This window comes from Paenibacillus sp. HJGM_3 (assembly GCF_045062745.1).
Taxonomy (GTDB): Bacteria; Bacillota; Bacilli; order Paenibacillales; family NBRC-103111; genus Paenibacillus_AA.
In genome coordinates this window covers 192177-215345 of sequence record NZ_JBJGED010000002.1, presented here as the reverse complement: position 1 = coordinate 215345, position 23169 = coordinate 192177, and the positions used below count along the sequence as shown (strand labels likewise).

General features: G+C 55.6%; 19 protein-coding genes. 11 read left to right on the top strand and 8 right to left on the bottom strand.

Annotation, left to right across the window (positions count from 1 at the left end; all coding sequences use genetic code 11):
- The first annotated feature begins 3 nt into the window (after nt 1-3).
- A complete protein-coding gene (locus ACI5FR_RS03260; protein ID WP_405450222.1) occupies nt 4-801 on the top strand; it encodes a CAP domain-containing protein in 798 nt (265 codons plus the stop codon).
- A gap of 87 nt (nt 802-888) precedes the next feature.
- Here the strand turns inward: ACI5FR_RS03260 and ACI5FR_RS03255 are convergent, their stop codons facing one another.
- A complete protein-coding gene (locus ACI5FR_RS03255; RefSeq protein WP_405450219.1) occupies nt 889-1308 on the bottom strand; it encodes a CBS domain-containing protein in 420 nt (139 codons plus the stop codon).
- A 170-nt stretch (nt 1309-1478) separates the two neighbouring features.
- Between ACI5FR_RS03255 and ACI5FR_RS03250 the strand changes: the two genes are divergently transcribed.
- Both ACI5FR_RS03250 and ACI5FR_RS03245 read left to right on the top strand, forming a co-directional pair.
- Complete coding sequence (locus tag ACI5FR_RS03250; protein ID WP_405450216.1) at nt 1479-1763, top strand: alpha/beta-type small acid-soluble spore protein; 285 nt, start codon at nt 1479-1481, stop codon at nt 1761-1763.
- Between the two features lie 193 nt (nt 1764-1956).
- Nucleotides 1957-3165 (top strand): DegT/DnrJ/EryC1/StrS family aminotransferase, encoded by a 1209-nt coding sequence (locus ACI5FR_RS03245; protein WP_405450214.1) that lies wholly within the window; start codon nt 1957-1959, stop codon nt 3163-3165.
- A 54-nt stretch (nt 3166-3219) separates the two neighbouring features.
- Here the strand turns inward: ACI5FR_RS03245 and ACI5FR_RS03240 are convergent, their stop codons facing one another.
- The 5 genes from ACI5FR_RS03240 to yiaK all read right to left on the bottom strand — a co-directional run bounded on the left by ACI5FR_RS03240 (nt 3220) and on the right by yiaK (nt 8575).
- Nucleotides 3220-4317 (bottom strand): GerAB/ArcD/ProY family transporter, encoded by a 1098-nt coding sequence (locus ACI5FR_RS03240; RefSeq protein WP_405450211.1) that lies wholly within the window; start codon nt 4315-4317, stop codon nt 3220-3222.
- 48 nt (nt 4318-4365) lie between these two features.
- On the bottom strand, nt 4366-4596 hold the full coding sequence (locus ACI5FR_RS03235) for a hypothetical protein (protein ID WP_405450209.1): 231 nt from the start codon (nt 4594-4596) through the stop codon (nt 4366-4368).
- A 14-nt stretch (nt 4597-4610) separates the two neighbouring features.
- The gene (locus ACI5FR_RS03230) at nt 4611-5807 is read right to left on the bottom strand and encodes a Ger(x)C family spore germination protein (protein WP_405450207.1); all 1197 of its coding nucleotides are present in this window, start codon (nt 5805-5807) and stop codon (nt 4611-4613) included.
- A 64-nt stretch (nt 5808-5871) separates the two neighbouring features.
- A complete protein-coding gene (locus ACI5FR_RS03225) occupies nt 5872-7431 on the bottom strand; it encodes a spore germination protein (RefSeq protein ID WP_405450204.1) in 1560 nt (519 codons plus the stop codon).
- 133 nt (nt 7432-7564) lie between these two features.
- Nucleotides 7565-8575: a 3-dehydro-L-gulonate 2-dehydrogenase gene (yiaK, locus tag ACI5FR_RS03220; protein WP_405450203.1), complete on the bottom strand. Its 1011-nt coding sequence runs from the start codon at nt 8573-8575 to the stop codon at nt 7565-7567.
- Between the two features lie 320 nt (nt 8576-8895).
- Here yiaK and ACI5FR_RS03215 point away from each other — a divergent pair, with 320 nt between their 5' ends.
- The 7 genes from ACI5FR_RS03215 (at nt 8896) to ACI5FR_RS03185 (ending at nt 19190) form a co-directional block, all read left to right on the top strand.
- Nucleotides 8896-10407, top strand: coding sequence for an extracellular solute-binding protein (locus tag ACI5FR_RS03215; protein WP_405450201.1), 1512 nt, complete (start codon nt 8896-8898; stop codon nt 10405-10407).
- Between the two features lie 27 nt (nt 10408-10434).
- Complete coding sequence (locus ACI5FR_RS03210) at nt 10435-12285, top strand: cache domain-containing sensor histidine kinase (RefSeq protein WP_405450199.1); 1851 nt, start codon at nt 10435-10437, stop codon at nt 12283-12285.
- A complete protein-coding gene (locus tag ACI5FR_RS03205) occupies nt 12282-13874 on the top strand; it encodes a response regulator (protein WP_405450197.1) in 1593 nt (530 codons plus the stop codon). The genes ACI5FR_RS03210 and ACI5FR_RS03205 overlap by 4 nt, the downstream gene beginning before the upstream one ends.
- Nucleotides 13871-15403 carry an FAD-dependent oxidoreductase gene (locus ACI5FR_RS03200; RefSeq protein ID WP_405450195.1) on the top strand — a complete coding sequence of 511 codons (1533 nt, stop codon included), beginning with the start codon at nt 13871-13873 and terminating at the stop codon, nt 15401-15403. The genes ACI5FR_RS03205 and ACI5FR_RS03200 overlap by 4 nt, the downstream gene beginning before the upstream one ends.
- Before the next feature lie 248 nt (nt 15404-15651).
- Nucleotides 15652-16605, top strand: a complete 954-nt coding sequence (locus tag ACI5FR_RS03195; protein WP_405450192.1) for an ABC transporter permease — start codon at nt 15652-15654, stop codon at nt 16603-16605.
- Between the two features lie 24 nt (nt 16606-16629).
- Complete coding sequence (locus ACI5FR_RS03190; RefSeq protein WP_405450190.1) at nt 16630-17559, top strand: carbohydrate ABC transporter permease; 930 nt, start codon at nt 16630-16632, stop codon at nt 17557-17559.
- 125 nt (nt 17560-17684) lie between these two features.
- Complete coding sequence (locus ACI5FR_RS03185) at nt 17685-19190, top strand: extracellular solute-binding protein (protein ID WP_405450187.1); 1506 nt, start codon at nt 17685-17687, stop codon at nt 19188-19190.
- A gap of 452 nt (nt 19191-19642) precedes the next feature.
- Here ACI5FR_RS03185 and ACI5FR_RS03180 read toward each other — a convergent pair whose 3' ends face one another.
- Together ACI5FR_RS03180 and ACI5FR_RS03175 are read right to left on the bottom strand one after the other, a co-directional pair.
- On the bottom strand, nt 19643-20707 hold the full coding sequence (locus ACI5FR_RS03180; RefSeq protein ID WP_405450185.1) for a Gfo/Idh/MocA family protein: 1065 nt from the start codon (nt 20705-20707) through the stop codon (nt 19643-19645).
- Nucleotides 20708-20756: 49 nt separating this feature from the next.
- Complete coding sequence (locus tag ACI5FR_RS03175) at nt 20757-22331, bottom strand: FAD-dependent oxidoreductase (protein ID WP_405450183.1); 1575 nt, start codon at nt 22329-22331, stop codon at nt 20757-20759.
- Between the two features lie 186 nt (nt 22332-22517).
- Here ACI5FR_RS03175 and ACI5FR_RS03170 point away from each other — a divergent pair, with 186 nt between their 5' ends.
- Complete coding sequence (locus ACI5FR_RS03170) at nt 22518-23162, top strand: L,D-transpeptidase family protein (RefSeq protein ID WP_405450181.1); 645 nt, start codon at nt 22518-22520, stop codon at nt 23160-23162.
- The last annotated feature ends 7 nt before the right edge of the window (nt 23163-23169 follow it).

The following is a 23169-nucleotide window of genomic DNA, read 5'->3' as shown; positions in this document are numbered from 1 at the left end:
TTTTTGAAGAAGTTTAGCAAGCAGTTGCTAGCAGGCGTATTGGCGGTTGGCGTTATCGGCGGTGCTGCCGGAGTAGGTTCCGCATCCGCGGCTACTTTGAGCGACCTGTCGAAAAATACAGGCAATAACGTTCAAGTCTATTATGGCTTTAAGCAGTTGAGCTTGGCCGATCTGCTGAACGGTAATTTTAACCTGGCCGAGCAAATCCAAAAGATGTGCCCGGGGCTGAACCTTCAGATTCCGGATATTCAACTGCCTGGATTGCCGGAAGTAACGCAGCCAACAACACCAACTACACCTACAACACCGTCAGAGACACCGGCAACACCGACACCGGCGCCAACGACGAAGCCTACACCTGCGCCAACACCATTTACACCAAAGCCGACGCCTACACCGACACCGAAGCCGACTCAGCCGTCTACCGGCACTGAGAGCTCTTTTGCGAATCAGGTGGTCAATCTGGTGAACCAGGAGCGCGCGAAAGCGGGTCTGTCTGCGCTGACCAGCGATGCTGCTTTGACGAATATGGCGATGGACAAGGCAAAGGATATGTACAACCGGAATTATTTCGACCATACTTCGCCTACATTCGGTTCTCCGTTTGATATGATGAAATCCTACAACATTCCGTTCCGTTATGCCGGCGAGAACATCGCCAAAGGCCAACGCACGCCTCAGGAAGTAATGACCGCTTGGATGAACAGCGCGGGTCACCGCCAAAACATCCTGAGCCCGAACTTCACGAAGATCGGCGTTGCGTACTACAACGGCGAATGGGTACAAGAATTCACGGGCTAATGCAACACCGGCAGCCGCTGACATCGTCAGCGGCTTTTACATACGCGCTTATCGTACAAAAAAGAAACTAGCCTAACGCATGTTAGGCTAGCCTACTACTTTTTCCTTAAAGATTTGCCCGGCACAATACTCGATAATGTCGCTTCGGCGCACGATCCCGATGAATCGATCCATGTCGTCCACGACGGGTACGAAGTTCTGGGTAGTCGCTTTGGAGATCAAGTCGTCCATATTGGCATTAATGTGTACAGGTACGTTGTTGATGCGCATCGGAATCTCGGACAGTGGCACGCGGTTGGCGTTATCGAATGTAACACCTTCGTTGTTCTTCATGAACCAGAGCAGATCGCCCTCTGTAAGCGTCCCTACATACTGGCCGTCTTCGCTTAGAATCGGCACGGCCGTGTAGCGATGATATTCCATTCGTTCCAAAGCTTGTCGCAGTGTGGAAGTGGAGGTCAAGCAAACAACCTCTTGCTTCGGGACTAGAAAAAAAGCAATATTCATTCTCTCTCTCACCTCGAGTCACAAATCATTCCTATTCCATTATAACGTTTTTTGGAGCAAAATCGCTTCTTTTCTTTTTGGAAACCGAAATGAAAGTTGGAATCCCGGGCTTTCTTTGGATGCATGACCGGCCGGCTCAGCGGTTACACTAGCTTCGAGGTGATAGCTCTATGGCGCGCAGAAGAAACCGGAAGCTGGTTGTACCGGAAGCCGGACAAAGTCTGGATCTGTTCAAAGCGCAAGTCATGCGGCAGGAAGGGTACAAAGTGGATCCGTCCCATCCGGACGATGTGAAGTTTGAGGTTGCTCGCTCCTTGGGCGTGCCGTTAACGGAAGGGAACAATGGAGAATTGAAGTCCGAGGCGGCGGGCCGCATCGGAGGGGAAATCGGCGGCGCCATGGTGCGCGAGATGGTGCGGATGGCGAAGGAGCAGCTTGCTCGAACGCGTCAATAAGCGCATCTAATCCATGCAAGACAAGCGTTTCGGTGGTTTGGGACCGAAGCGCCTTTTTGTGCGATCGCGTTACAATTTGTCTGGTCTCTTTCGCAAAATGACATACATGCTCCCGGCAAATCCTCTACACTTAGGGACGAATGGCAGTGCCATCCCAAGTTACAGACATGTTCTTGTCGGGAGGAGATATTAGATGAGCAAGCTAGCGATCGATGGAGGGGCCCCTGTTCGTACGGCGGGCTTTTCCCAATGGCCGATTTATGACGAGCTGGAGCTGCAAATGCTGAAGGAAGTGCTGGAGTCCGGCAAGTGGGGCGGTTCCGGCGGGACTAAAGCCGGGTATGAGGCGAAGCTTCCGAAGATGGAGCGAGAATTCGCCAAGCTGCAGGATTCGGCTTATGCGGTAAGTGTAGTAAACGGAACGGTAGCGATAACCGTAGCTTTGCAAGCGGCCGGCGTCCGTTCCGGCGATGAAGTGATCATTCCGCCGTATACATTCATTGCCACGGCGACGGCAGCACTAGCCTACGGGGCAATTCCCGTCTTCGCGGACATTGAACCGGACACGCTGCTGATCGATCCGGAGAAGGTCGAGGCGCTGATCACGCCGAAGACAAAGGCGATCATCGCCGTGCATATAGCCGGCGCACCGGCGAATATGACGCGGCTCGGCGAGATCGCTCGGAAGCACGGGCTCGCGCTCATCGAAGACGCGGCCCAAGCGGTCGGCGCCAAGTGGGAAGGACGGGGCGTCGGCTCCATCGGCGATCTGGGGACGTTCAGCCTCCAGTCGAGCAAAAACTTGAATGCCGGCGAAGGCGGCATCATCACGACGAATCAAGCGCATCTCTGGGAAAATGCGTGGTCGATCTGCAACGTAGGCCGTATCCCGAACGGCGAATGGTATCAGCATGAGAAGCTCGGGCAGAACTATCGACTGTCCGAGTTCCAGGCGGCGATCGTTCTCGCCCAGATGACGCGCCTGGAGGAGCAGATGACCCTTCGCGAGCAGAATGCGGCCCGATTGGATAGCCTGCTCGGCTCCATCGACGGAGTGCGGCTCATGAAGCAGGACCCTCGAATTACTCGACACGCGTACCATCTGTACATGTTCAAGCTGGAGCCGTCGGTAACCGAGCGCGTCCAGAAGGCGGAGGTGATCCGCCGGCTGCAGGCCGAAGGCATCCCCGTCGCGGCAGGCTACGTGCCGCTCAATCGGAATGTCGCCGTGCTCGATGCGGTGGAAGCTTGGACCGGCAAGCGCACGCAGCAGGATTGCCCGGTGTGCGAAGCGGTGTGCGAGAAGGAAGCGCTCTGGCTGACGCAGAACGTGCTTCTGTCCGACGTCCAGGCGATGGACGACGTCGCCGAAGCGGTGCGCAAGGTGCTTAGCTCGCTGTAAGTCACAGAAAAGACTTCATCTCCACTATGGTGCGGGGTGAAGTCTTTTTGCTGCTCAAGAACTCTTCGCCATCCGGCGAACCGAATAAACGATCAAAAGCAAAACGGGCAGACCAACGCCAAAAGACGCGGAGAAAAACGGCCAGTACATAGCAGCGACGTGATTAAAAACCGTAATATTCGGAGCAATGGCTATACCGGAACCAATCGCGAAAAAGCCGATCGGCAAAGCCAGAGCTCGAGCCTGCTTCAGCTTAAACAGTTGCCCAAGCATGAGCTGAATCATGATGACATAAACCGTCACTTTCATAAACAGCGTCAAGATCCACATGACGGCCATGATCGCTTCCACCCGTTCAATAAACCGGCCGATGCTTATTTTTTGGCCGAGCGTATAACTGGGGTACAAGTTCAAGGCTGTAGTTTCGACTCCAAGCACAAGAAGGCTGACTGTGATGGTGATGACGAGAATCAATCCGCCCAGGAGGGCTCCGACGACAAAATGCTTCCGTACCTTATCCGCTCGATTCACAAAAGGGAAAATCATCATGAAGCTGACAAGCTCCATGTAGGGGAAGGAGGCGTTAGCGATGGAGCCCCGCAGTGCCGGCTTAATTCCGTCCTCCAATACCGGCTGCAATTTTTTTACATCCATTTGCGGGAATAGAAACACGACGAATCCCAGGAAAAGCAAGAGAAACCAGGGTAGAAAGATTTCCGCGGCACGTGCTGTAGGTTCCAATCCTAACCGGGCTGCAATTACGATTACCCCGATAAACAGGACATGAATCGCGTAAAAAGGAGTTTCCGGCATAATTTGAGTGGAAATGAAGTCGCTCAGCAATCTAACAAGCCCGGAAATATTGTAGAACGGCAGCAATAAAAATAAGAGGGAGACGATCGTTCCTATCCATGTCCCCAAGATTTTATTGGTCATCTCGATCAGGGTCAATCTTGGGTACAGCCTGCCGACCGTACCGTAAATGTAAACGGCAAACAGACCGACAGGCATGGCGATAAGGCCGGACAGCCATGCGTCTTGTTTGGCTTCCACCGCGGTAAAACCCGGTATGATTAGGATGGATTCACCCACTGTCACGAACAAGACCATGATCGTAAATTGTCTAAGGCTGATTTTCCCCGTCTCCAGCATATGAGACCCCTCCTTACGCAGAATGGAAAACCAAGACGGAGCAATCCATCAGGACAACAGCTTCATTGCGAAATCGCTGACCGGTTTGTACAGCCATGCAAGGAGTTCAAGCGGATTCGGCATCGGGAGATGCAGGACAATCACACCGTTGAGAAGAGCTCCGGCGAGAAGAAGAATCGAATATACCCATATATCGTTTTTCATTCGCTTCTTCCAGAGTTTAGGGATTTCCAGCATCGCAATAAGGATAGTGATGGCCAATACTCCGATTATTCCCACATTCGATCCTTCCCTTACTTCTTCATCTCTTTCTTAGCGGAATTGGTAATCGTCCCGATACGCAGCGTCTTTACGTTAACGCTCACGTTCACCTGGAGACCTACGAATTGGCGGTCCCAATCTTTCCCCAATGTTTTCCAAGCTTTCGGCTCAGCGCGATGGAAGGCTTCCCCGAATCCGAAAATATCCACTTTGAATTGTTTTTTCAATTTGTTGATGGTGGACTCGATCATCCCTTTAATCTTCTCTTCGGACAAGGTGTCAATCTGTTGAATGCTCTCCGGTTTCGTCAGATCGATGGAGCATTTGACTTCACCCACATTCTGTTCAACTCGAAGCTTCACGTCGATAACTGGCTTGTCGTTAACGAGCTTCCCGCTGACTTCCGCATGAGTACGGAGGACTTCAAGCGATAAATCGCCTCCGTCCGGACATTGGATGTGTCCGACCGTACTTTTTACATGGTTCGTAATATAGTTATAGGATTTACTTTCGGTTTCATCCAGCCAGCCGATCAGCTTATCCCGGTTGAAGACCGCCATTCCATTCGACTTGAGTCGGCTCTCTTGTTCGATCCTTTCCGTGTTTTTCTCCGTTTTCCCAATTTCTTTGTCGCCTGTCGCGCGAACGCCGGTTAGAACGACGTGCTTCCCTTGGCTGGTAAGATCGTTAAGGAGCTTGTCTAGCGTAACGGCGATTGTAGGGGCCCAAACTCGCTCCGACATTTCAAGGGAATTGAACAGCTCGACCGAAGGGAGTTTCTCCAGCGTCGTCATAATGGTGAACAAATCCGCCGCTTTTTCTTCTTTCGCCACGACGACGAAAAAATCGGTACGAAACTCGTGATCCCGCGACAGGAAGTCGATGACTTCCCCGATGCCCTCTCTTGCCATGGATTCGCCGATCACCAAAATACGGACATGGGAAAGGTATATTTTTCGAGGACTTTCCTTTGTCATTTTGCGCAGCGCTTCAAAAATGGAAGATCCCGTTGCCCTGTATAGGGTGACCGGGGAGCGGGTACCTGTGGCTTTACGGGCAGCCGCTTCTCCGGGGTTGACCACCTGTGCGGATACTTCGTAATTGTCGCCAGCCTTGTCTATGCCAATTCCGACCGCGATCGCTAGCGTGTTCAGCTCGCGGCGATTCCAGCACCCCGTGGTCGGCAAGAGCAGGATGACGGCAATAAGCAGCATCAAGATCTTCCGCACGATGAGTATCCTCCCTGTACATGTGTAACCCGGACTTCAGATGCCTGCAGGTTTATCGGGAGACTCATACCCGAGAATCCGGCTTGGGGCGTGAAGTTCGAGAGCGTCTAATATTTTGCTGATTGATCAGTCTGGGGCGAGTAACCAAGGCCCATCGCGGCAGCCGAAACAATGTGTCCTTCAGATCGTCTAAAACGATAGGTGCGAACGGAGCCATGTAGGGCACGCCGAATGAACGCAAGCTGCACATGTGGAGCACAAGCGCGATGAGGCCTACGATGATCCCGAATATGCCGAAGGAGGCGGCTAATCCCATGAGCGGGAAACGCAGCATTCGAATCGAGATGGACATGCCGACACCGGGCACCACAAAGCTGGAGATGGCTGTGATCGAGACCACAATGACCATTCCGGCTGATACAATGCCCGCTTCAACCGCCGCTGACCCGATGACGAGCGTACCAACAATGGACACCGCTTGACCGATCGCTTTAGGCATCCGCAATCCGGCTTCGCGCAGGATCTCGAATGTCACTTCCATCATGAGCGCTTCGATGAAGGCGGGGAAGGGGATGCCTTCGCGCTGCGCAGCAAGGCTGATCAACAGTTGGGTCGGCAGCATCTCCTGATGGAACGTTGTGATTGCGATGTACAACGAAGGTCCGAGAAGTCCGATGAAGATGCCGATAAACCGCAGGATCCGGATCAGCGAACTGATATCGGCCCGTTGATAGTAATCTTCGGCCGAGTGCAGGTAATTGATGAACAAAGCGGGTACGACCAGAACGAATGGCGCTCCATCCACCAATATGGCAACCTTCCCCTCCAGCAACTCGGCGGCGATCACATCCGGTCGTTCGGTATTGTAGATGGTAGGGAAGGGCGTATACGTTTCATCTTGAATCAATTCTTCAATGTAGCCGCCGCTAAGGATGCTGTCGATGTCGATAAGATCCAGACGCCTATGCACTTCGGCCACGATTTTGTCGTTTGCTATACCGTGGATGTGCATAACCACTACGTTCGTTTTCGTTACCCGGCCGATTTCTTTTTGCTCGAGCCATAAATTCGGGTCTTTAATTTTCCTCCGGATCATGGCCGTATTCGTAGTTAAGTTCTCCGTGAAGCCTTCCCTGGGGCCGCGAACGACCGATTCGGTACTGGGCTCCGTGACGCTGCGGGATTCCCAGCCTTTCATCGAGATTCTGAAGCACTGCGCCTGGCCATCCATCAAGAAGATGACTTCGCCGGACAAGAGAGCCGTCAGCAGCGTTCCGTAATCCGCCGCTTCCCGAATGTTGCTTACGCCCAAGATGCGGTCCCTCAAGTCCTGCCATATATGAGGCCCGGATGATTCGCGGTCCGACGTTAGCGTATCCAGAATGTGGGTCTGTACCGCATCGGTATCGACCAGCCCGTCCGTATAACAAATGGCGGCATGAAGGCGCCCCTCGGCCCCGAAACGAAACTCTCTGATTATGAGATCGTAGCTGTTGCCGAGTACTTGTCTCAAGTGTTGAAGGTTATCGGGAAGGGAGGCGAAAAAGGGCTCGGAAGGAACGGACGGCTTCCCGTCGGCATGGTCTTCCGTGCTTCCGTTAGTATTCTTGCTAGACCGTTTCATCTTCCCAACCCTCCCCGTATTCTACTCCGGCATGATCTATTATTGCCCGGCGCTTAGTTCATAAACATCATTCGGGAACGAAGAAGAGCCCCGGCCGATAGCCGGGGCGGGGGATGTATTGTGCAGTCGTCTATTACATGTCGAGTACTTGCTTCCAGATGCTCTCGTCGACCGGGATGCCGTGTTCGAGATTGGCGGCCCGCGTCTTCAGCACGCCCTCGCCCGGATAACGCACTCGGCCGCTCGATTCGTCTACCGGCAAGCTCTGGTGCAGGTCGTCCAGGATCGCCTCCACGCGGGCCTGCAGCTCGCCGCGATCCGGCAGCCGCCCGCAGTCGATCGCGAGGAACACTTGCGAGAGGGCGTACTCTTTGGCATTGGGCAGCCGGCCCACTTCCATCGTGGATAGCCCTCCGCTTAGGAGCACGGCGATCAGGTCGAGCATCAGCGACAGCCCCGAGCCCTTCCAATATCCGATCGGCAGCGGCCGCCGCGACTTCGTGATCGCCGCCGGATCGCGGGTGAGCCGGCCGTCCTCGTCGTATCCGCCGTCGAAGGGCAGCTGCTCCTCGTTCAGGATGTATGTATGCAGCTTGCCGTACGAATACTGCGACATCGCGATGTCCAGCACAATCGGCCCTCGTTCTCTCGGCACGGAGAGCACGAGCGGGTTGTTGCCGAGCTTGCTGTCCCGCCCGCCCCAGGCCGGCATGTTCGGCATCGTATTCGTCCAGCAGATGCCGATGCAGCCGGCTTCCGCCGCTTGCCAGCCGTACGACCCGGCGCGCATCCAATGATTCGTGTTGCGCAGCGCCACGAGGCCGAGACCGTGCTGCTTCGCAAGCGTGATCGCCCGCCCCATGGCGAACGTCGCGTTCAGATTGCCCGGGCCGAGCCGGCCGTCCCAGCGCTCGATCGGGCCCATCGCGTCCACGAGCTCCGGCTCCGCATCGGGGCGCACGATGCCGCTCTGTATGAGGCTGACGAACACGGGAAACCGGTTCAAGCCGTGCGAATACACCCCGTCCCGGCTCGTCTCCGCGAACATTCGCGCGCACGCCGCCGCCCGGTCGGCCGTGAATCCATGCTGGAGCAAGATCCGCTCCAACCGCGAGCGCAGCTCCTCGAATGGTATTCTTAGCATTTCGATTCCCACTCCCTCAATTACGTTTATTCTTTCATGGTCCTTCTGTCTAGTATACCGGAACCAAGAGAGCCAGGCGAGATAAGCGTCCGGTTTTGCGACACTCCTTTTTTATCCCCGGGGTCCCCGCAAAGTAATCGGAATAAGCTCCGAAGACCCACGTCACTTTGTGGGGTTTCTCTTGGCATGATTAGGGTTCCACTGGAAACGCGAACGGGTATTCTTCCTTTTTGTGAGGGGAGATGATACAATACTAGCAAACTTTTGGGGCCGGTTCGTGCGCCCTGTAAGCGTTTGCCAGAGAGAGGGTCGAATGCATTGTGAAACGACGAAAATTCGTACTGCCGCTTGCCGTTGTTGGCATCTCCTGCGTAGCCGTAGTCACCGCTTGCTCGTTCCGGGACTTATGGCCGTATTCGAAGGCCGGCGGAGCGAGCGCGAGCAAGGACCCGATCACGATCGTGGTCAATAGTCTTGGGCTTGGTTTTCCGCCCGGGCTGGACGAGAACAACAACCCCTACTTGGACTACATCGAGAACAATACGAACACGAACGTGAACGTCATCCTCCCGCCGCTCGAAGGGTATAAGGAGAAGCTGAACCTGTTCATGTCGATGGACAACAAGCCGGATATGCTGAATGTGTTCGACGATGTCTGGGTCGCGAGCTACGTGAATCAAAATGCGCTTCTGCCGCTCGACGACCTGCTCGATAAATACGGACCGGATATCAAGGCGCAAATGCCCAAGGAAGCTTGGGACAAGGTGACGTTCAACGGCAAAATCTATGCCATCCCCAGCGTGAATGAGGTGAAGGGCGTCGAGCTCATGTACGCGCGCAAAGACTGGCTCGACCGGCTGGGACTGAAGCCGCCGAAGACGCTGGACGAGTACTACACCGTGATCAAGGCGTTCAAGGAGCGGGATCCCGACGGCAACGGCAAGGACGATACGATCGGGCTGCTCATGACGGAATACCTCGGTCGCTCCGCACCGTTCTTCGGCGCATTCGGCGTTCAGTTGAACCAATGGACCGAGCAGAACGGGAAGCTGGTCAACACGAATATTCTTCCGCAGACGAAGGGGGCGCTCGGCTTCCTGTCCCGGCTGTACAGCGAAGGGCTGCTCGATCCGGAATTCCCGCTGAACAAGACGCGCAATCTGGAGGAGAAGGTGAAGTCCGGCAAAGTCGGGATCTATTCCGCCACGTGGTACGATACGCGCGGACCGATCGCACTCAACAAGGACCTCGATCCGAATGCGGAGTGGATTCCGCTCGAATATCCGACAGGCCCTAATGGTGAGAAGGGCGTATACGATTCCCCGCCCGTAAGGGAGTATGAAGTCATCCCGGTCGGAAGCAAAAATCCGGAAGCGGTCATCCGCATGTTAAATTTCATAGCGGGCGACGGGTACAGCAATTTGAAGCTGGGCTTCGAGAATGAGATCTGGTCCTGGCAGAACGGGAAAATCGTCACCAATTTCGCCGAGCATAACAAGCATCAATACCGGGGTATCTATCACTCGCTAGTCGAGGTGGGCCGTCCCGATCTGATCAAAGTCCGGCTCGATTCGCTGGGAGATTTCCATCTGTACGAGAACCAGCAGTTGATCGAGCAAAATCTCATCAAGAATCAATTCGTCGGACTCCCCACTCCGGCGATGGAGAAATACAAGGCGAAGCTGACCTCTCTGCAGGACGTGTTCACCAAGATCATCGTGGGCACCGAACCTCTGGATGAATTCGACCGATATGTCGAGCGGTGGAAGCAAGAGGGCGGGGACGAGATGACGCGGGAAGTCAATGAGTGGTTTCGCGCTGCGAAGAAGTAGTCCCGCAGGAAAGGATTCGGAAGGCCTATGAATGTATTCGCTTGGATTTACCGGCAATATACGCAAAAAATTCAAGTCCGGCTTACGTTGTACTTCTTGTTTATTTTACTGCCGCTCGTCGCCATCAGCCTGTTCTCGAACGTCCGCTCCCGGGACGTGCTCCTGGAGCAGACGGCGGAACGGACGAAGGCGGGCCTGAACTCTTCCATGGATTATATCGATCTGACGCTGCAAAATGTAGTGGAGATCTCAACGCTGGTCGCGACCGATCCGAATATTCTCAAGCTGTCCGAGCAGATCGGAACGATCCTGACGCCGCAGGCGGTCATGAACTTCGTGGATATCCTGAAGCAGTTCACGAACGTAACGTCGATCAACCACATGGTGTCCCAAATGTCTATCTACCATGCGCGTTCGCAGACACTCGTCTCGTCGATTAACGGGGTTAAGCATATTATGGATCCGGATCAGCTCGCGTGGCTGCGCAAGCTGGCGATCGATAACGGCTCCGGCATCACCTTCAGCTTGCCCGAGGAAGCGACCGGTATCGGGAAGCTGACCGCCGGGAATATTCTCGGTACGGACAGTATCTCTCTTATCCGTGCAACGGGCATCAACAACCTGGACCGGCAGCCGGACCTTCTGATCGTGACGATCGACCGGAACAAGCTGTTGAACTTGATCCGCTCGCTCTTGCCGTCGCCGCAAGCGCAAATCTATCTGTACACGAACAAGGAGGAGCTCGTCACCGGCACGGGAAGTGCGACTCCGAATCCGCTCACGGTGCACGAATTGGATCCGGATTATTTCTCGGTGAAGAGCGATTCCCGCTATTACAAATGGTCCCTCGTCATGCTGCAGCCGATGGAGGAGCTGTACGCCGGGACGAACCCGATCCGGTTCTACACGTACTTGATCATCCTGATCAGCGTTCTGCTCGCGTTCGGCATTTCCTGGATCGTCTACAGCGGGATCGCGTCCCCCGTGCAGCGGCTCTATCATGGGATGCGGGGCGTAGGCAGCGGCAAGTTCAACATTCAGATCGAGAATAAACGGAAGGACGAATTCGGCTACCTGACGAAGGCGTTCAACCAGATGGTGACGGACCAGAAGCACCTGATCGAGAACTTTTACGAACAGCGGCTGCGCTTGACCGATACGGAGCTGAAGTTTCTCCAGTCGCAGATTAACCCGCACTTTTTGTACAATACCCTAGATTCGATTTACTGGGCGGCCAAAAACTACGAAGCGGACGAGATCAGCGAGATGGTGCTGAATTTGTCGAAGTTTTTCCGGCTGAGCCTGAACAAAGGGCGGGACACGTTCACCGTTGAGGAGACGGTCGCCCACTTGCACTACTATGTACGGGTGCAGCAGCTCCGCTTCCTGGACAAATTCTCCGTCCGCTATGAAGTGCAGGAGGAGACGAAGCAAGTGCCGATTCTGAAGCTGCTGCTGCAGCCGCTCGTCGAGAATGCAATATTGCACGGGCTGGAGCAAAAACCGAAGGACGGGCTGCTGGTCATCTCGAGCCGCCTGGAGGGAGATCTGCTGGAGCTGACCGTCGAAGACAACGGCATCGGGATGCCCGCTGATCGGGTTGCGTACGTTCAAGAGGAGCTGGAGCGCATCTCCGGGGACGGCGAGCTCGAGATGTCGTTCGCCAGCGAGTCGGTGCAGGATCTGTATGCGCTGCGCAACGTGATGTCCCGGCTGAAGATGCTGTATGGCCCAGAGGCTAACTTGACGATCGAGAGCAAGGAAGGGGAGGGCACGAAGACCACGGTCGTCCTGCCGCTCGAACGATGCGTCGCTCAGCTGAATCTATACAACAAGAAGCCGCCCGCCCTGCAGATTGGAGAGGAGAACCGCGCATGAATTTGTTAATCGTAGAGGATGAGATCCGGTTATGCAACAGTCTCGCCCATAACTTCGCCTGGGAATCGCACGGGATCGAAGTGATCGGCATGGCGCACAACGGATTGCACGCCCTTGAATTGATCGAGAGGCGGAAGCCGGACATCGTCATCCTGGACATCCAGATGCCGGGGATGGACGGGCTGACGCTGGCGAGACACATTCAGCAGCAGGGCACGCTCACCAAGCTCATTATTTTGAGCGGGCACGACAATTTCAGCTATGCGCAGACCGCCCTCGAGCTGGGGGTCGTCAAATATTTGCTGAAGCCGGCCGGGGACGAGGAGATTCTGCACGCGGTGCTGGACGCGGCCAAGCAGCTGCGCGAGGAGCTGGAGCGCCGTCACGACCAGGACGAGCTCATGCAGCGGTGGACGCAGCATTTGCCGCACCTGCGCAACAATTTTTTCCTCAACTGGGTGTCCGGCAAGTACGAGGGGGCGGAGGTGATCGGACGCGCCCGGGACGTGCAAATCTCGCTGAACCCGGATACCCGGTATGCTGCCGCAGTCGTTGATATGGACCCGCTGCCGGAGCAGGAGACCCGGTTCTCTCAGCAAGACGCCTCGCTCCTGCAGTTCTCCCTGAACAGTATCGCCAAGGAGATGCTCGAGGACTGCTGGGTATGCTCCGAACCGACCGGGTATACGGTGGTGCTGTTCCCGATGCCGGCCGATCGCGATCCGAACCAGCATCTGCTGATGGTGAATACCGCCATGACGCGGCTGCTCTCGAACGTCAAGGCGTGCCTGAAGCTGACCGCGAGCGCAGGCATCAGCGGCAGCTGCGGCGGCTTGGACGAAGTGCCGCTGTTGTACAGCCAAGCGTGCAGCGCCCTGCAGAGCCGGATTCTGTACGGACGGGACATCGCGATCCCGTATCGCGAGACGCCCGGACGGACCCCGGCGCTCGCCGTGGAGCCGAGCCTGGAGAAGGCGCTCGAGATCGCTCTGCAGACCGGCGACGAGGCGAAGGCGCTGGAGACCGTCGAGCAGCTGTGGAAGATCGGGATGGACCGGGCGGATTCGATCGGGGATGTGCACGAGCATGTGCTGTATTGGAGCAGCCTGCTCGTGCGGACGATCCAGAAGCAAGGCTGGGTCATCCTGGAGCTCGTCGGGGACGACTATGTGTATTTGCAGAACCATAAGCTGCTCACGACGAAGGAGCAGATCCACAACTGGCTGCTGCGGATCGTGCGCAGCGTCATCGCGTACGTGCACCGGCAGCGCAGCACGACGAGCCATCAGATCGTTAAGTCGATTCTCGGCATCGTCGAGAACGAGATGGATCAGGAGATTACGCTCCATACGGTAGCGGATCGGCTCTACGTGAACTCGTCGTACCTGAGCCGCCTGTTCAAGCAGGAGACGGGCAAGTCGTTCTCCGCGTATGTCTTGGAGCGCAAGATGGAGCGGGCGAAGGCTGCGCTGCTGGACGGGGCCAAGATCAGCGAGGCGGCGAGCCTCGTCGGCTACCACGACGGCAGCTATTTCACCCGCGTCTTCCGCAAGTTCTGGGGCGTGACTCCGGGGGAGATTCGATCATGAGGGCCGCTCGCATCAACAAGCTGGTCGCCGTCCTCATGGCCCTTGCTCTCACAGCCGCGACGCTCGCGGCTTGCCGTTCGGAGGGGCAACCTCCTACGACCGCGCCGCCTCCGAACGACCCGACGAAGCCGGACGTCGTCCTGATCGGCTCCGAGATCGAAGGCGTCTATCTCGCCCGGGCGGCGAGAGACGAAGGGCTGAACGTAGTCATACTCGATCCGCGCGAGAAGCCGGGCGGCCAGCTGATCGAGGGCGAGATGCTGTACTTGGACGAGCCGTTCGCCGACGGCGGGAAATCGCTGCTCCAGGGCAAGGTGAAGCAGCTGTTCGACGCGTACAAAAAAGGCGACATCCGTAAGAAGGATGAATTCAAGCGGTACTATGATTCGCTGCTGGACGGAATTGCGGTCGAATCCGGCATCCAGATTACGAACGTGTCGTTCTCGCAGGATGAGAAGACCTCGAAGCGAAGCATCGACTCGATCACCTACTTGACGAAGGACCGCCAGTCCAAGACGATCCGGTCCCGCTATTGGGTGGAGAATACGGACTTCGCCGCGCTGACGAGCCGACTGGGGCTCACACGGATACCCGGCATAGAGACCGTATTCGACGCGCCCGGCGTCGCGAAGGACTATATGGCCTCCTCGATCATGATGAAATTCAAAAACATCGATTGGGCCAAGTTCCAGAAGGAAGTCAACAAGCTAAGCCATAAGGAGATCGAAGAGAAGTATGGCGCGGAGACGAACGTTACCGACATGTTCACTTGGGGCTTCGGCAACGTCGGAGCGAGCTACAAGTCTACACGCAAGGAGCTGTTCCTACGCGGCCTGAATACGGTGAATCAGGGCAACGGGGAAGTGTTGATCAATGCTCTGCTCATTTACAACGTCGACCCCGCGAACGAAGCCAGCGTCCGAACGGCACTCGAGTGGGGACGCCAGGAGACGGAGCGCATTCTTCCTCATCTCCGTCAGTGGCTCCCCGGCTGGGAGAACGCCGAGCTGAACGGGTTCCCCGACTACTTGTACGTCCGCGATTACGACCGGTACGAGACGGAATATGTGCTGCAGGCGTCCGATCTGATGAGCGGCCGGATGTTCTGGGATGATGTTAGTGTGGCCGGTTACCCGATCGATCTCCAGGGCACGCTAACCCACACATGGGGCACCCGCGTCGGCGACCCCGACAAGTACGGCATGCCGCTCCGCGCCTTCCTCCCGAAGGGCTATGCCAATGTCCTTACGGCGGGGAAGAACATTGGGGCGACCGCCGTCGCCTACGGCAGCGCCCGAATCCAGCCGCAGACGGCGCTGGCCGGCGAAGTCATCGGCCATATGATGGGCAGGCTGGGCCGTGACCGGCTGCTCTCCGCCGTGACGGAACCGGAGATGAAGAAGCTGCAGGATTACGTGCAGGAGACGGCCGGGATCAAGCTGCGCGGGGGAGAGGGCAAGAACAAAATCCCGAAGCTTACGGAGGAGCAGAAGCAGCAGTTGAACATGGGGAAATTCGAACTCAAATAACCGACTAGTGTTTCAAATCGTGCGACGTACACCGAAACCCCGGCCATTGGCCGGGGTTTTTCGTTGTTCCGCATTTTTTGACAAGGCAGTAATCAAAGTACCAAAACTAGTCATCGATGTCCGGTACAAATGGCCCATCCGTTTGCTACACTTGTACCGATAAGTCTCCTTCCGGTCTTCAAGACAAGCGCTTCCACGCAAGTACGAATCGGAACAGGTGAACCTACAGAAAAGGGGGAGAGATCTATATGAAACCGGTCGATACCGGAGTGTCGGTTGCTGCCAAGCGTTCTAAGTCCCGAAGGCTATTGGTAGACATCCGAAAAGACTGGGATTTGTACCTGGCTCTGATACCAGGCATCGCTTTCTTGATTCTTTTCAAGTACACCCCCATGTACGGGATCGTGATCGCTTTCAAAGATTTCAATATCTTTGACGGCATGGCTGCCAGTCCATGGGTCGGATTCAAGCATTTCGACAAATTGTTTGGTTCCGAAAGCTTTTTGAATGTATTTAAGAACACGCTGATTATCTCGCTCTACAAAATTGTCTTCTTGTTCCCGCTCCCGATTGTCATCGCGGTCCTCTTGAACGAGCTGAAGAACATGGCGTTCAAGAAAGGGATACAGACGCTGATCTATCTGCCGCACTTCCTGTCGTGGGTTATCGTCAGCGGGCTGTTCATCGACCTGCTGTCCACGAACGGCGGTATCGTCAACAAGATGATCGTGAACTTGGGCGGCGAACCGATCCGATTTTTCCTGGATAGCGAAATTTTCCGATCCGTCCTGATCACCACCGCGGGCTGGAAGGAAACCGGATGGTCCACGATCGTTTATCTCGCGGCGCTGACCAGTATCGATCCGCAGCTCTATGAAGCGGCGAAGATCGACGGAGCGAGCCGCTGGAAGCAGACGATTCACATCACCCTCCCGGGTCTCGTGCCTATCATTATGCTGATGTTCATCCTTCGGTTGGGCAACATTCTCGAGGCCGGAACGGAACAGATCCTCGTCATGTACAACCCGAGCGTCTACAACGTGTCCGACGTCATCGGAACGTACGTATACCGGATGGGTCTCGGCAACCAGGATTACAGCTTCTCCACAGCCGTCGGCTTGTTCGACTCCGTAGTAGCCTTAATCTTGATTTTGTCCGGCAACTACTTAAGCCGCAGATATTTGAAGTTGGGCATGTGGTAACCAACCAGAGAGGAGGACATCGTCATGAGCGCGGGAACTGCCGCATCCACACAACGACCGAAACGAAGCGGACTCAAAATCTCGGTCGGTGAACGCATCTTTACGTTTTTCAACTATACATTCTTCATCCTGCTAGGCTTGACGACATTGTTTCCTTTCGTGAACTTGCTCGCCAAATCGCTCAGCAGCGAAGCCGCCGTCATCTCGGGGAAAGTGAATCTGATCCCGATTGACGCGCAAATCGGAACATACAAGTATGTGCTGTCCAATTCCATGTTCATGAACGCTTTCAAAGTCTCGGTTACCGTCACGGTAGTAGGGACGGCGCTAGCGCTCTTCATGACGACGCTGGCCGCTTACCCGCTGTCCAAGCCGAGGCTGCACGGCCGCAAATGGTTTATCCTGATGTACATTTTTACGATGTTGTTCAGCGGGGGCTTGATTCCGACTTACTTATTGATGCAAAAGCTTCATTTGATCAATTCGCTGCCGGTGTTGTTCGTGCCGGCGATGATCAGTGTCTACAACATGCTGATTATCAAAAATTATTTCGAGGGTTTGCCGGATGAGTTAGAGGAATCCGCGAAGATCGACGGCGCGAGCAATTTGACGATCTTGTTCCGCATCATGCTGCCGCTGTCCTTGCCGGTCTTGGCTACTATCGCGTTATTTTTCGCCGTGCATTTCTGGAACGATTACTTCACATCCATGATCTACATTAACAAGGCCGACCTGAAGCCGCTCCAGCTGTACTTGAAAGAGCTGTTCGTCTCCTCGAGCGACGCGTTCCTGCGGGCCGGACAGGACATCAATATCGATGCCGCCATGAACACGGCCCCGCAGGCGATTCAAGCCGCTTCGATCATTGTGGCCACCGTACCGATCCTGCTCGTCTATCCGTTCTTGCAAAAGTACTTTGTGAAGGGCGTTCTGGTAGGGTCGGTGAAGGGCTAAGCTAAAGTCTAACTGAAGGGAGGTGAGGGCGTGCTCGCGAGCTAAACAGTGAGCGACGGGAGATTGAGAGGTTGGCGACACACCAATTGAGCATTCGATTTGCACATCTAAGGGGAGGTTCTTCCATGTTTAAGAAAACATTAACGGTAGTCTCCATTGGCGCGCTGGCCGTGTCCCTGGCTGCATGCGGAGGCGGCGACACCAAAACAACCGGCGGCAGCTCCACGAGCCCCAGCCCGAGCGCGACGGTGGATCCGAACAAGCCGAAGCCGGAATTCAAGGCCCTTATCCAGTACGGCCGATTCGATCCTAACGCAGAATATGTAGCGAAATATTTGAACGAGAAAACCGGCTACAAAGTCACCTATGAAATGCTGCCAGTTGAGAATCCGGATGACAAGCTGAACCTGCTCATGGCGAGCAAAGAAAACTATTCGTTCATGATTCTGGGATCCGCTCAATATGCGAAGCTGGCTGCGTCCGGCGCCCTGGAGCCGATCGACGAACTGGTGGCCAAGTACGGCAAAAACATGAAGAGCGTCATCAGCCAAAAAACGTGGGACGGCGCTAAGCTGAGCGGCAAAACCTACGGGATTCCGCAATCCGGATCCGGAACAGTCGTCAACACCGCCTTGATCACCCGTCAGGATTGGGTGGATGAGCTCGGCCTGAAGCTGCCAACGACTCGCGATGAGCTGTACACGTTCCTGAAGACGATCAAAGAGAAGAAGAATGTCATCCCGCTCACGGGCGGCAAGGCTCCGATCGTAACCGAGATCTCGTCTACATTCGGCATCACTACGGCATGGCAAGAGACCAACGGGAAGATCACGCATTACGTTGAGAACCCTGGCATGAAACAGTACCTCGCCTTCATGAAGAAGCTGTATGACGAGAAGCTGATCGATGCCGAGTGGGCGCTGAACCAAGGCAACAAGCTGATCGAGAACTTCGCGAGCGGCAAGGCTGCGATGTTCGCGAACGGCTACTACAATGCTCCGACCGTACAAAACACGCTGGTGAAAAACTTCCCGAACGCCAAAATCGCTCAAGTGCCTTACTTGAAAGGCGACAATGGCAAGACCCAAGTACTGGGCGCCGCCAGCATCGGTTATTACATTGCAATCCCGAAATGGGCCGAGAACAAAGAAGAAATCATCAAATACCTCGACCTGAAGCTGGACAAAGAAATCCACAAGGGTGCGGCTATCGGACAAGAAGGCGTTCACTACAAAGTGGAAAACGGCAACTACTTCCCGATTCTGCCTAAGTTCAACGACGATCTGAACAACGCCAGCAGCTTCTTGACCGGTGTAGACGAGACGAATTACCCGATCTACTGGCAAGCACGCGTTCGCAAGGATCCTATCCTGACCGACGCCTTCAACAAGAACCAAGAAAATGCAAAAGGCAACACCGTCTTAGATCCGCTTTCCTTCGCTCCTCCGCTTGACGCTATCGCGAAAAACGGACAGAAGCTGAACAAGCTGATGGAAGACACGTTCATCAAGTACATCACCGGCGGCGAATCGCTCGACAACTACGACAAGTTCCTGGCTCAATGGAAAGCCGAGGGCGGGGACGAAATGATCAAAGCCGCAAACGACTGGTACGCTACTGTTAAGAAATAAGTTCGCTAGCTCGTTTTCCTGCACACTAGCCACTGGCTCTATGCCAGTGGCTTTTTTAGTATTAATTTCGGGCGGTTCCTTTCAAAATGAACGGTTCTAGCCCCATTGCCCCGAATTAAGGGAACCTTGTTCCCAAGAAGGGTTACTTTCTTTGGTTTCCGGTAGCATAGCGGAATCTGGTTCCGATTCGTGCTCATGGTACACCAGGTACCCGTTTTTGTTGCCAACTTCCGTTAACCAAACACATGGAAAGGCTGTAACTCCAACAATGGGATGTAACCGGAGATCAACAAAGGTGTGGATGGTTACTAATATTGGATTGGGGGCTGAATGATGTGTTAGAGCGACAACCGCTCATGAAGCATCCAGTTGTATCACATTATTCAGGCAACTAAAAACCCCCATGCCGCTCCCGTAGCAGACGAGGGCATGGGGGTTTTTAGTTAATGCCATTAATCAAAATGAACTTCGCGGCCCAGCTCGGCGGATTCGTAGATGCCACACAAAATCTTCATCATTTCCACGCCGTCTTCGACCGGGCTCAGCGTCTCCTTGCGGCCGAGGCACACGTCGACGAAATGGTTGATCTCGTTCTGGAAGCCGGCTACGAAGTCGAACGACAGGTTGTTGATCTGCGGCGTCACGTTCAAGATGGTGTCGTACTTCTCGGTGACGATCGCAAGCTCCGGCTCGAGCTCGGCGCCGCCTTTGTCTCCGTAGAGTTTTACCGTGATCTCATCCTTCTTCGCATGCAGCGTGAAGCTCACGTCGACGAGGATGGAGGCGCCGTTCTCGAAACGGATTACGGCGTTCGCCATATCTTCTACAGTGTTGATCTCCGCGTTGTAGTCGGCCGCCTTGTAGTAGTTCAGGTTCTGGATGTTCGAACGGTTGCCCAGCTTCTTGTATGCGTTGCCGCTGACCGTCTTGACCTTCGGACGACCCATCAAGTACCAGCAAATATCGATCACGTGCACGCCCACGTCGATCAGAGGACCGCCGCCGGAGCGCTCCACGTCGGAGAACCAGCCGCCCGGATTGCCCAGTCTGCGGATGCAGTTCGCCTTCGCGTAGTAGATCTCGCCCAGATCGCCATTGTCAAGGAATTGCTTCACGATGCGAGTATTGGAGGCATAGCGGCGCACGAAGCCCACTTGAAGCACTTTGCCGCTCGCTTTGACCGCTTTTTCCACCTCGTAGGCTTCGGCTACCGTCTTACACAGCGGCTTCTCGCACAGCACGTTCTTGCCAGCGTTCAAGGCGGCGATGCTGATCGGAGCATGGGAGTTGTTCCATGTGCAGACGCTGATCGCGTCCACGTCCGGATTCGCCAGCAGGGCGTGATAGTCGGTGTAAACGTTAGGAATGCCGTACTTGGCGGCCTTATCCTTGGCGCGCGCTTCGTTCAGGTCGCAGATGGCGATCAGTTCGACCTCAGGATTGTTCTTGTACGAGCTCAAATGGCTTTCCGAGATCGAGCCGGCGCCTACGACACCAATGCGAACTTTCTTGCTCATCGTCTCTACACCTCATAAGAAATGGATTTAGTCATGCAACTTCGTCTAATTATACCGCATGGACGGATGGCCAAGCCAGTTCAATTCCTTGCCCTACCAGCAATTGTTGGAACTGCTTCAACTCGTCGGCGGAATTGCGCACGTCGCGCGGACGCAAGCCCCGCTCCAGGCAATAAGCGGCTAGATAGCCTGCCGCTTCTCCAATGTTCCACTCGACCGGGTGGAGGCGGTAGCAGCCGTTCGTGATGTGGGTAACGCCCAAGTTCTTGCACGCAGGCAGCAGATTGTTGACCCGAATCGGGATCAAGCTGCCGAGCGGAATCTGGAACGGCAGCGACGAGACGTCGATATAATGACGGTTCCCGGTGCTCGGGTGCAGGTCGATGCGGTAGCAGCCGATGCCGACCGAGTCGAAGAACGGTTCGGCCTGGCCGTCGGGACGGCAATCAGCGGAGACGTGCTGCTCGAGCACGGTGAACTCGGCCTTGATCCGGCGGGATTCGCGAATGTACGGGTATTTGGCGATCCCGTCTTCGGTCCCGACGACATCCTTGCGCAGACGCAAGCCTGGGTAGCCTTGGCCGCCGTCAGGACGGGGTGCTTCGGTCTGCAGCCAGTACAAGAGCGACAGGCTGAGCTGCTTGGCGTCCTCGAGGTGCTTCTGCCGGTCCTCCTCGCTAACGTCGATTACGGAGCCAAGCCAGTAATCGTTCTGCGGCCAGTTGACCAACGTCACATTGCTGTCGAACGTGCCTTCCTGGAAATGGTTCTTGTCGACGATCTGCCGGTAGTAGAATAAAGAATAGCGGTCGGTGCCGGGGAACAGCTCATACTTCACCGGCTCGAGCGTATGCGGGCGAACGCCGCTCCAGCTGAGCAGCTTGTCCGGCCAGAAGTCCGCTTTGTACTCTTTCCAGAACTCGTAGCGGGCCGGCTTCTCGATCGTATGGTCTTCGCCTTCGATGTAATCCATGGCGAAGCAGTACGTGAAGCCCTGCATGTCCTGAGGATCGGCATCGCCGTCGAGGGCATGCGGCTCGCCCGTCTGCGCCTTCGACTCGGCGCCGGTCACGTATTCTACGCCGGCGAGCGGGAGGACGTCCCCGCATTCGGTCGCATCGATGAAGTAAGGCGCGCGGAGCTCGATCAGCTCGCCGTTATCAAGGTTGCGAACGGTCGCGGACTGCACTTCGTCGCCGGCCGACTGCGCGTCGGTAATGACATGGCGCGTCAAGATCGTAATCCGGCCGTTATGGATGTAAGGCGCGAGCATCTGCTGGAGCACGGCCAGCGCCGTGCGGGGCTCGTGGCACAGCCGGCTCACGCCGCCGCCTCCGGGATTGAGCCGCGCGTTCGCCCGGGCTTCCGGAGTAAGCGGGAAGTGATCGCGGTAATAGGCGCGCACGCCCTCGCGGAACTCCCGGTAGCTGCGAGTGGAGCCGAATTGCTCGATCCACTTGTGCTCGTCCGGCGGGACCGCCTGGCTCGTCAACTGACCGCCGATCCAATCGGTCTCCTCCGTCATGATGACGCGCTTGCCGAGCTTGGCCGCCGCGAGTGCAGCAGCAACGCCGCCGGTGCCGCCTCCAAGGATGACAACATCGGCTTGTTTGAGACTGGTCATGAATTAGTTCCTCCGCTTTCATGGGTGGGTTAGGCTATGCAGCGGCATAGATAGTACCATTGTAGGGGCTTGGGGCCTGTAATGTTAGGGACAACGATGACTTCTTTTGGTACTATAATGCTGTTTGGCTGCGGCAGCCGAGGCAGAAAAGTGTTACTCCCTGTATAATGGAATGGATCTCCGGAATTGTCAATCAAAATGGAGGCGATTTTTATTTTCTGTCGTCAGCTGCTCATGGTGGAGTCGGACGGGTATGCAACATCGAAGGCGGTTCTGCGGGCGTTCGAATGGTCGACCGCTTCGGGCAAGTGGCTGGAATCGTTGAGAACCCCCGCTGCGATTGGCAAGAACGGGATGACGGCATCGAAGCGCGAGGGAGATAGGAAGACACCGATCGGCTTGTTCCGTATGGGGACAGGATTCGGTACGATGCCCCCACCGGCCGGATGCGAGTGGCCTTATCGTTTGGTCGGACAAAATGATTATTGGGTGGACGATCCGGAGTCTCCCGATTATAATCAATGGGTGAACTTTGAGGGGGATCCGAAGGAGCGGTGGAAGTCGTTCGAACGGCTCGCCATATCGCCGTACGCCTACGCCGCTGTCATCCGGTACAACGACAGCCCTGTCGTAGCGGGACGAGGCAGCGCGATCTTTCTGCATCTATGGGGAGGGCCGGATTCCGCTTCGGCCGGATGCGTCACGGTTGCCCGAGACGAGGTGGTGCGCATCCTGCAATGGCTCGTTCCCGAGCGGCATCCGCATATGGCCATCGGCACATCCCGGGAGCTGAGCGTGCTCGTTCCTTTTTACGCCTCAACACAAAACTAATCTCGCA